This is a genomic window from Bradyrhizobium sp. (genome assembly GCF_049691595.1).
Classification (GTDB): Bacteria; Pseudomonadota; Alphaproteobacteria; order Rhizobiales; family Xanthobacteraceae; genus Bradyrhizobium.
Map to the genome: position 1 here is coordinate 1 of NZ_JBAVNZ010000222.1, position 7,314 is coordinate 7,314.

Annotated in this window: 11 protein-coding genes and 1 pseudogene; all 12 read left to right on the forward strand. The window is 63.4% G+C overall.

Going from position 1 to position 7,314, the window contains the following annotated elements; genetic code table 11:
* A pseudogene (locus WCE35_RS09910) lies at positions 1 to 131 on the forward strand (permease); the annotation flags it as partial.
* Positions 128 to 628, forward strand: coding sequence for a hypothetical protein (locus WCE35_RS09915; protein ID WP_424593163.1), 501 nt, complete (start codon positions 128 to 130; stop codon positions 626 to 628). The pseudogene WCE35_RS09910 and the gene WCE35_RS09915, both read left to right, overlap by 4 nt.
* Before the next feature lie 59 nt (positions 629 to 687).
* Positions 688 to 915 (forward strand): hypothetical protein, encoded by a 228-nt coding sequence (locus WCE35_RS09920; protein WP_424593164.1) that lies wholly within the window; start codon positions 688 to 690, stop codon positions 913 to 915.
* Positions 912 to 1,187, forward strand: coding sequence for a type II toxin-antitoxin system RelE/ParE family toxin (locus tag WCE35_RS09925; RefSeq protein WP_424593165.1), 276 nt, complete (start codon positions 912 to 914; stop codon positions 1,185 to 1,187). The genes WCE35_RS09920 and WCE35_RS09925 overlap by 4 nt, the downstream gene beginning before the upstream one ends.
* A gap of 58 nt (positions 1,188 to 1,245) precedes the next feature.
* Positions 1,246 to 1,434, forward strand: a complete 189-nt coding sequence (locus WCE35_RS09930) for a hypothetical protein (RefSeq protein ID WP_424593166.1) — start codon at positions 1,246 to 1,248, stop codon at positions 1,432 to 1,434.
* A 2-nt stretch (positions 1,435 to 1,436) separates the two neighbouring features.
* Positions 1,437 to 2,192 (forward strand): metal ABC transporter ATP-binding protein, encoded by a 756-nt coding sequence (locus tag WCE35_RS09935; RefSeq protein ID WP_424593167.1) that lies wholly within the window; start codon positions 1,437 to 1,439, stop codon positions 2,190 to 2,192.
* 1 nt (position 2,193) lies between these two features.
* On the forward strand, positions 2,194 to 3,063 hold the full coding sequence (locus WCE35_RS09940; protein WP_424593168.1) for a metal ABC transporter permease: 870 nt from the start codon (positions 2,194 to 2,196) through the stop codon (positions 3,061 to 3,063).
* A gap of 2 nt (positions 3,064 to 3,065) precedes the next feature.
* Positions 3,066 to 3,935, forward strand: coding sequence for a metal ABC transporter solute-binding protein, Zn/Mn family (locus tag WCE35_RS09945; RefSeq protein WP_424593169.1), 870 nt, complete (start codon positions 3,066 to 3,068; stop codon positions 3,933 to 3,935).
* A gap of 47 nt (positions 3,936 to 3,982) precedes the next feature.
* A complete protein-coding gene (locus WCE35_RS09950; RefSeq protein WP_424593170.1) occupies positions 3,983 to 5,035 on the forward strand; it encodes a CobW family GTP-binding protein in 1,053 nt (350 codons plus the stop codon).
* The gene (locus WCE35_RS09955) at positions 5,035 to 6,051 is read left to right on the forward strand and encodes a WD40 repeat domain-containing protein (protein WP_424593171.1); all 1,017 of its coding nucleotides are present in this window, start codon (positions 5,035 to 5,037) and stop codon (positions 6,049 to 6,051) included. Before WCE35_RS09950 ends, WCE35_RS09955 begins: the two co-directional genes overlap by 1 nt.
* A gap of 5 nt (positions 6,052 to 6,056) precedes the next feature.
* Entirely contained in the window at positions 6,057 to 6,698 is a 642-nt protein-coding gene (locus tag WCE35_RS09960; RefSeq protein WP_424593172.1) for a nucleotidyltransferase domain-containing protein, read from the forward strand.
* The gene (locus tag WCE35_RS09965) at positions 6,695 to 7,129 is read left to right on the forward strand and encodes a hypothetical protein (RefSeq protein WP_424593173.1); all 435 of its coding nucleotides are present in this window, start codon (positions 6,695 to 6,697) and stop codon (positions 7,127 to 7,129) included. Before WCE35_RS09960 ends, WCE35_RS09965 begins: the two co-directional genes overlap by 4 nt.
* Positions 7,130 to 7,314 lie beyond the last annotated feature (185 nt).

A 7,314-nucleotide genomic window follows, 5' to 3' on the forward strand; every position in this document is an offset into this window, starting at 1 on the left:
GGGAATTGCCGATCCTCGGCACCGACTTCACACTGTGGCGGATCGTGATCTCGCTGCCGCTGCCGGTGCTGGCCGGTGCGCTCGGGCGTTTCGTCTATGCGCGGATCTATCCGAACGGCGCGCCGCCATGAACGCCGCGCTGGTCATCGACGTCATCCTGTGGGGTTCGGTCGCGGCGGTAGGCCTGATCGCCTGGCGGCGCGGCCGCGTGGTGCTGGTGTCGTCGATGCGCGAAGGCGCGCTCGAGTTCATCAACATCGTGCCGCGCATTGCGCTCGGCGTGATCGGCTCGGGCTACATCGCCGCCGTGATTCCCCAGGAGGTCATCACCGGCTGGCTCGGCCCGAACAGCGGCTGGCCCGGCGTGCTCACCGCCGTGATCGCGGGTGCTGCGACGCCGGGAGGACCGGTGGTCGGCTTTTCGATCGGCGCGGTGGCACTGAAGGCCGGCGGCGGCCCGCCCCAGGTCACCGCCTATGTGATCGCATGGGCGCTGTTCGCCTTCCAGCGGCTGCTGTTGTGGGAAATCCCGTTCATGCCGGCGCGCTTCGTCTGGTTTCGCGCGGCGGTGTCGCTGCCGTTCCCGTTTCTCGCGGCGGCGATCGCGATGGCGATCGGGAAGCCGTAGGGCGCGATAGTTGGACTGTAAGGCTTCCTAAGAAGTTCTGAACCCACTATGTTTCGAGTATGACCCGCTTGCTTGAACAGGCCGTTGAAACCGTGTCCACTTTGCCCGACGACGTGCAGGACGAACTTGCGCGGATTCTCCTGCAACTCGCGGGCGTGGAGCAACCGTCTTATGAGCTCACGCCCGAAGAAGAAGCTGACATCGACGCTTCACTGGCGGAAGCCGAGCGCGGCGAGTTCGCGACGGAAGAAGAAGTCCGCGCCATGTGGGCAAAGCATGGCCTGTGAAAGTCCGCTACACGCGCCGGGCGCTCCGGCAGATGACCGAGGTTCTCGACTACATTGACGCACGGTCACCGAGCGGGGCGGAGAACGTCAAGAGACGGCTACACGGTATCATTGATTTACTCGCTGACCATCCCAACAGCGGACGCATCACCAACAAGGGCAATCTCCGCCGTTTCGTTGTAAGTCCGTACCCTTACGTGATCTTCTACCGCACGGACGCGACCGGGATCGTCATTCACGGCGTTCGCCATGCCGCCCGCCGTCCCCTCTGAACGTCAGAACGAGGTCCGGTTGGTGGACACCAATTATGTTATAATATAACATATTTGGATGTCTCACACGCCCTCTCACGACCACGGACATCATCCCGTCCACGCTCACAGCCATGGCCCGTTGACGCCGCATCCGGCACAGGCCGCGCCCTGGTCGATCCTGCGCATGACGGTGGTTTCGCGGCTCGGAGCGGCGCTTGTAGTCTGCGCCGGCCTGTGGGCCGTCGTGCTGTTGGCGATGAGGTGAGCATGGCCGCGCAACTGCGACTCCGTGACGTAACGCTCGGCTATGACCGCCATCCGGCGGTGCATCACCTCGACGGCGAGGTTGCCGCCGGCGCGCTGCTGGCGGTGGTCGGGCCGAACGGCGCTGGCAAGTCGACGCTGTTTCGCGGGCTGGCCGGTATCCTCAAGCCGCTGGCCGGTTCGATCTCGCTTGGCGGCCTCGATCCCAGGGACATCGCCTATCTGCCGCAGACGGTCGATATCGACCGCTCCTTTCCGATCACGGTGTTCGATTTCGTCGGCACCGGGCTGTGGCGCGCGACCGGCTTTTTCGGCGGCATGGGCGCGCGCGAGAGAGAAGGGATCGCGCAGGCGCTGGCCGCCGTCGGCCTCAACGGCTTTGAGAACCGCCCGATCGGCACGCTGTCCGGCGGGCAGATGCAGCGCATGCTGTTCGCCCGCGTATTGCTGCAGGACGCGCGCCTGATCGTGCTGGACGAGCCGTTCAACGCCATCGACGCCAAAACCTCCGCCGATCTGCTGGCGCTGGTCCGGCGCTGGCATTTTGAAGGCCGCACCGTGCTGGCGGCGCTGCACGACATGGACCTGGTGCGCGCCAATTTCCCCGAAACCCTGCTGCTGGCGCGCGGCAAAGTTGCCTGGGGCGCGACCGCGCAGGTGCTGACGGCGGAAAATCTAAAGGAGGCGCGGCGGATGTGCGAGGCGTTTGACGAGGGCGCCGCCGCCTGCGCCGTCGACATGCCCTCGCGCGCGGCCTGATATGATTTACGACGCGCTGATCGCGCCTTTCACCGAATTCGAGTTCATGCGCCGCGCGCTCGCCGCCGTGATCGCGCTGTCGCTCGGCGGCGCGCCGATCGGCGTATTCTTGATGCTGCGGCGAATGAGCCTGGTCGGCGACGCCATGGCGCATGCGATCCTGCCGGGCGCGGCGATCGGCTTCCTGTTGTCCGGGCTCAATTTGTTCGCGATGACGACCGGCGGCCTGGTCGCGGGTTTTACCGTGGCGATCCTCGCAGGCCTGGTCGCGCGCAACACCGAGCTGAAGGAAGACGCCTCGCTCGCGGCCTTCTATCTGGTGTCGATGGCGCTTGGCGTGACGATCGTTTCCATCAAGGGCACCAATATCGACCTGCTGCATGTGCTGTTCGGCAACATCCTGGCGATGGACGACCAGACCTTGCTGGTGATCGCCTTCAACGCCACCATCACGCTGCTGATGCTCGCGGTGATCTACCGCCCGCTGGTGATCGAATGCGTCGATCCGCTTTTCCTGCGCACCGTAAGCCGCGCCGGCGCGCCCGCGCATCTCGCTTTCCTCGCGCTGGTCGTGGTCAACCTCGTCAACGGTTTTCACGCGCTCGGCACCTTGTTGGGCGTAGGGCTGATGATCCTGCCTGCGAGCATCGCAAGATTCTGGTCGCGCGACATCACCGGCATGATCTGCATCGCGGTCGCAAGTGCCGCGATCTCCGGCTATGCCGGACTGGTGCTGTCGTTCCAGACCCGCATTCCCTCGGGACCTGCGATCATTCTGGTGGCGGCGGCGCTGTATGGGGTGTCGGTGCTGTTCGGCAGCGTCAGCGGGCTGGTCCGGCAGATGTTCCCCGGCCGCCATCTCGAGGCGTAGCGATGCGGCGGCTTTGGCTCATTAGTCTGGTGCTCGTAACAGCCATCCTTCCCGCCCGCGCGCAGGATCGCCTGAACGTGGTCGCCAGCTTCTCGATCCTCGGCGATCTCGTCCGCAACGTCGGCGGGGATCGGGTCAACGTCACGACGCTGGTCGGGCCCGATGGTGATGCGCATGTCTATTCGCCGACACCGGCCGATGCCAGGAAGATCGCCGATGCGAAGCTCGTCGTCGTCAACGGCCTGGGGCTGGAGGGCTGGCTGCCGCGGCTGGTGAAGTCCTCCAGCAGCAAGGCGACCATCGTGACCGCGACCAATGGCATCGTGCCGCTCAGGCTCGATTCCGATGCCGATCCGCATGCCTGGCAATCCGTGGTCAACGCAAGAGTCTATGTCGGCAATATCAGCGCCGCGCTGGTGGCCGCCGCACCTGCCGATGCCGCGGTTTTTCGCGCCAATGCCGAGGGCTATCTGGCAAAACTCGACGCGCTGGACCACGAGGTACGGGAGGCGGTCGCACGGATTCCGCAAGGGCGCCGCAAGGTGATCTCGACCCACCGCGCCTTCGGCTATTTCGCCGCCGCCTATGGCATCGCGTTCATCGCGCCATCGGGCGTTTCCACCGAATCCGAGGCCAGCGCCCGCGATATTGCCGGGATCATCACCCAGATCCGGACGGCGAAAATCCCCGCCGTCTTTCTCGAGAATATCAGCGATGACCGGTTGATCCGCCGGATCGCGGCGGAAACCGGGGCCACGGTCGGCGGTATGCTTTATTCGGACAGCCTGACCGGCGAAAAGGGCGATGCCCCCACTTACATTGACATGGTAAGGCACAATATAAAGGCCCTGATCGAAGCGCTTGGCCATTAGGGCAGGGGCCACCCTGCTGCCGGCGCGCCAGACCTTCCGGAGTTGTCATGCCAGAACCTTCCTCCCAGAAAATTCCCGTGACCGTGCTGACGGGCTATCTCGGCGCCGGCAAGACCACGCTGTTGAACCGCATCCTGTCGGAAAACCACGGCAAGAAATACGCCGTCATCGTCAACGAATTCGGCGAGATCGGCATCGACAACGACCTGATCATCGGCGCCGACGAGGAAGTGTTCGAGATGAACAATGGCTGCGTCTGCTGCACGGTGCGCGGCGATCTCGTGCGCATCCTCGATGGCTTGATGAAGCGCAAGGGCAAGTTCGACGCCATCATCGTCGAGACCACCGGGCTTGCCGATCCGGCGCCGGTGGCGCAGACCTTCTTCGTCGACGAGGACGTGCAGAGGAACGCGCGGCTCGATGCGGTGGTGACGGTGGCCGATGCCAAATGGCTGAGCGAGCGGCTGAAGGACGCGCCGGAGGCCAAGAACCAGATTGCGTTCGCGGACGTCATTGTGCTGAACAAGACCGATCTCGTCTCCAGGGCCGAGCTCGCGGAAGTCGAAGCGCGGATTCGCGGCATCAACCCGTACGCAAAACTGCATCGCACCGAGCGCTGCAAGGTGGCGCTTGAGGATGTGCTGGAGCGTGGCGCGTTCGATCTCGACCGCATCCTCGAGATCGAGCCGGATTTTCTGCAAGCCGGCGACGAACATGACCACGATCACGATCATCACCACGGACATGACCATCATCATGATCACGGCCACAGCCATGGCGGGCTGAAGCATTACCACGACGAGGACATGCAATCGCTGTCGCTGCGGTCCGACAGGCCGCTCGATGCGACCAAATTCATGCCCTGGCTGCAGAACCTGGTCGCGAGCGAGGGTCAGAAGATCCTGCGCTCCAAGGGCATCCTGGCCTTCACCGACGACGACGACCGCTACGTGTTCCAGGGCGTGCACATGATGCTCGAGGGCGATCATCAGCGCGCGTGGCGCAAGGACGAGCCGCGCGAGAGCCGCCTCGTCTTCATCGGCCGCGAGTTGCCGGAGCAGATGATCCGCGACGGTTTTGCTGGCTGCATCACCACGTGATGGAAGAGTTCGACCCGGGCCGATCGGCCTCCATCGCCTCGGTGACCGACAAGGTGCGGCCGCTGCCGACAGGCATGGCCGTGACCACAGTGCATTTCCTTGGCGACCGGGCCTTCTTTGTCGGCGCCGAGGAGAATGTCGCAGTGGCGAGCGCGCAGGGCGGGATTTCAAGAATTCCGGTCCATGGCGGCGCGATCCTCTGCGCGGTGTCGGACGGCAACCGTATCGTCCTGGGCGGCGATGACGGCAAGCTCGTTTCGCTCGACACCAAGGGCGAGGTGGCGCTGCTCGCGACCGACGCCAAGCGGCGCTGGATCGACAACGCGGCGCTGCATCCTGATGGCGCGGTGGCGTGGTCGGCCGGCAGGACCGCTTTTGTCCGCGGTCCCAGGGGCGAAATAAAATCCTTCGATGTGCCCTCGACCGTTGGCGGGCTGGCGTTTGCGCCAAAAGGCCTGCGGCTCGCCATCGCGCATTACAGCGGCGTGACCCTGTGGTTTCCCAACATGGCCGCGAATCCGGAGTTTCTGGAATGGGCGGGTTCGCATCTCGGCGTCACCTTCAGCCCGGACAACAGGTTCCTGGTCACCACCATGCACGAGCCGGCGCTGCATGGCTGGCGGCTTGCCGACAACCGGCACATGCGCATGAGCGGCTATCCCGGCCGCGTCCGCTCGATGTCGTGGAGCGCGGGCGGCAAGGCGCTCGCCACCTCGGGCGCCGACACCGTGATCGTCTGGCCGTTTGCGGGCAAGGACGGCCCGATGGGCAAGCAGCCGGCGATGCTGGCGCCGCTGCAGGCGCGCGTCACCGCGGTCGCCTGTCATCCGAAGCAGGACGTCGTGGCGGCCGGCTACAGCGATGGCACCGTGCTGATGGTGCGGATGGAAGACGGCGCCGAAATCCTGGTGCGCCGGAACGGCGGCGCGGCGGTGGCAGGACTGGCGTGGAACGCCAGGGGCACGCTGCTGGCGTTCGCCGCCGAAGACGGCGATGCGGGGATGCTGGAGCTGTAGCGATCTTGATCAAACCCATATTGGGGTGTATCCTCCCCAAAATGGGTAGTACGACGCAAGCGATAAGTCTATCAAACGCGCTTTTTTCCAAGGTGCAGCAACGGGTGCTGGCCCTGATCTTTGGCCACCCGGAGCGCAGCTTCTATACGTCCGAGATCATGAGGAACGTGCGATCGGGCACCGGCGCGGTTGAACGGGAGCTGTCGCGGTTGCAGCGAAGCGGACTGGTTTCCGTTGAGCGCATTGGCAATCAGAAACACTACCGGGCGAATCGCCAGTCGCCGATTTTTGCGGAGTTGCAGAGCCTCGTTATCAAGACCGTGGCCGTGACCGAGCCGCTGAGGAAATCGCTTGAGCCCTGTGCTGATAAAATCAAGACTGCATTCGTGTACGGTTCGGTGGCGAAAGGTACCGACACCGCGCGCAGCGACATCGATCTCATGGTGATCGGGGACGAATTGAACTACTCCGAACTCTATGCTGCGTTACAAAACGTCGAGGATGCGTTGGGTCGCAAGGTCAGCCCGACGTTTCTTTCGCCAAAAGACTGGCGGCGCAAAGCTTCTCAGAAGGGTTCATTCATCAGTAAGGTAAATGCACTGCCGAAGATTTTTGTTTTTGGTTCGGAGAAAGACCTCGAACTTTGAGCAAAGCGGAACTCGACAACCTCGTCAGGATCAACCGGCTCAAAGCCGAACCGGTATCGCGTGGTGAGTTCGCCGTCATGCTGCGTTCTGCCCGTGCACGTCTAACTGACGCCCAGAACCAGAGTCTCGATCCCGACAGCCGGTTTGACCTTGCGTACGGCGCAGCACATCGGCTGGCGCTCGCGGCGCTACGCCGCCAAGGATACCGGTCGGAAAATCGCATCACGGTTTTCCAGACCCTCGTTCATAAGCTGGGTTCCGACAATGCCGACGTGCAGATTTTTCTCAAGGCCCATAACGAACGAAATCTTGCGGAATACGAGGGCCGTATGGAAATTGACGAAAGCCTTTTGGCCGATCTGATCCGTTGTACGAAGAAATTGGAGACGGCGGTAGGAAAGCTCGTTCCTCCCGCAGACGAATCAGGCTGAGGCAGCTGTCCGGAAGGCGTTCCGCCGCCGAGGTGGTCTCGGCACTGCATTTCAAAGCGGATCTGACGCTGGGGACGGTGGCGTTCGACTATCTGGCGAAGTGAACGTCGTCATTCCGGGGCGTGCGAAGCACGAGCTATGATGTGTAATTGCACATCAGAGAATCCATAACCACGATCGTGAGT

What these genes read in the sequence shown, in the direction of transcription:
- WCE35_RS09940 (WP_424593168.1), top strand. Translation starts at nt 2,194, where the DNA reads ATGATTTACGACGCGCTGATCGCGCCTTTCACCGAATTCGAGTTCATG.
- WCE35_RS09935 (WP_424593167.1), top strand. Translation starts at nt 1,437, where the DNA reads ATGGCCGCGCAACTGCGACTCCGTGACGTAACGCTCGGCTATGACCGC.
- WCE35_RS09955 (WP_424593171.1), top strand. Translation starts at nt 5,035, where the DNA reads ATGGAAGAGTTCGACCCGGGCCGATCGGCCTCCATCGCCTCGGTGACC.
- WCE35_RS09930 (WP_424593166.1), top strand. Translation starts at nt 1,246, where the DNA reads ATGTCTCACACGCCCTCTCACGACCACGGACATCATCCCGTCCACGCT.
- WCE35_RS09950 (WP_424593170.1), top strand. Translation starts at nt 3,983, where the DNA reads ATGCCAGAACCTTCCTCCCAGAAAATTCCCGTGACCGTGCTGACGGGC.
- WCE35_RS09945 (WP_424593169.1), top strand. Translation starts at nt 3,066, where the DNA reads ATGCGGCGGCTTTGGCTCATTAGTCTGGTGCTCGTAACAGCCATCCTT.
- WCE35_RS09915 (WP_424593163.1), top strand. Translation starts at nt 128, where the DNA reads ATGAACGCCGCGCTGGTCATCGACGTCATCCTGTGGGGTTCGGTCGCG.
- WCE35_RS09920 (WP_424593164.1), top strand. Translation starts at nt 688, where the DNA reads ATGACCCGCTTGCTTGAACAGGCCGTTGAAACCGTGTCCACTTTGCCC.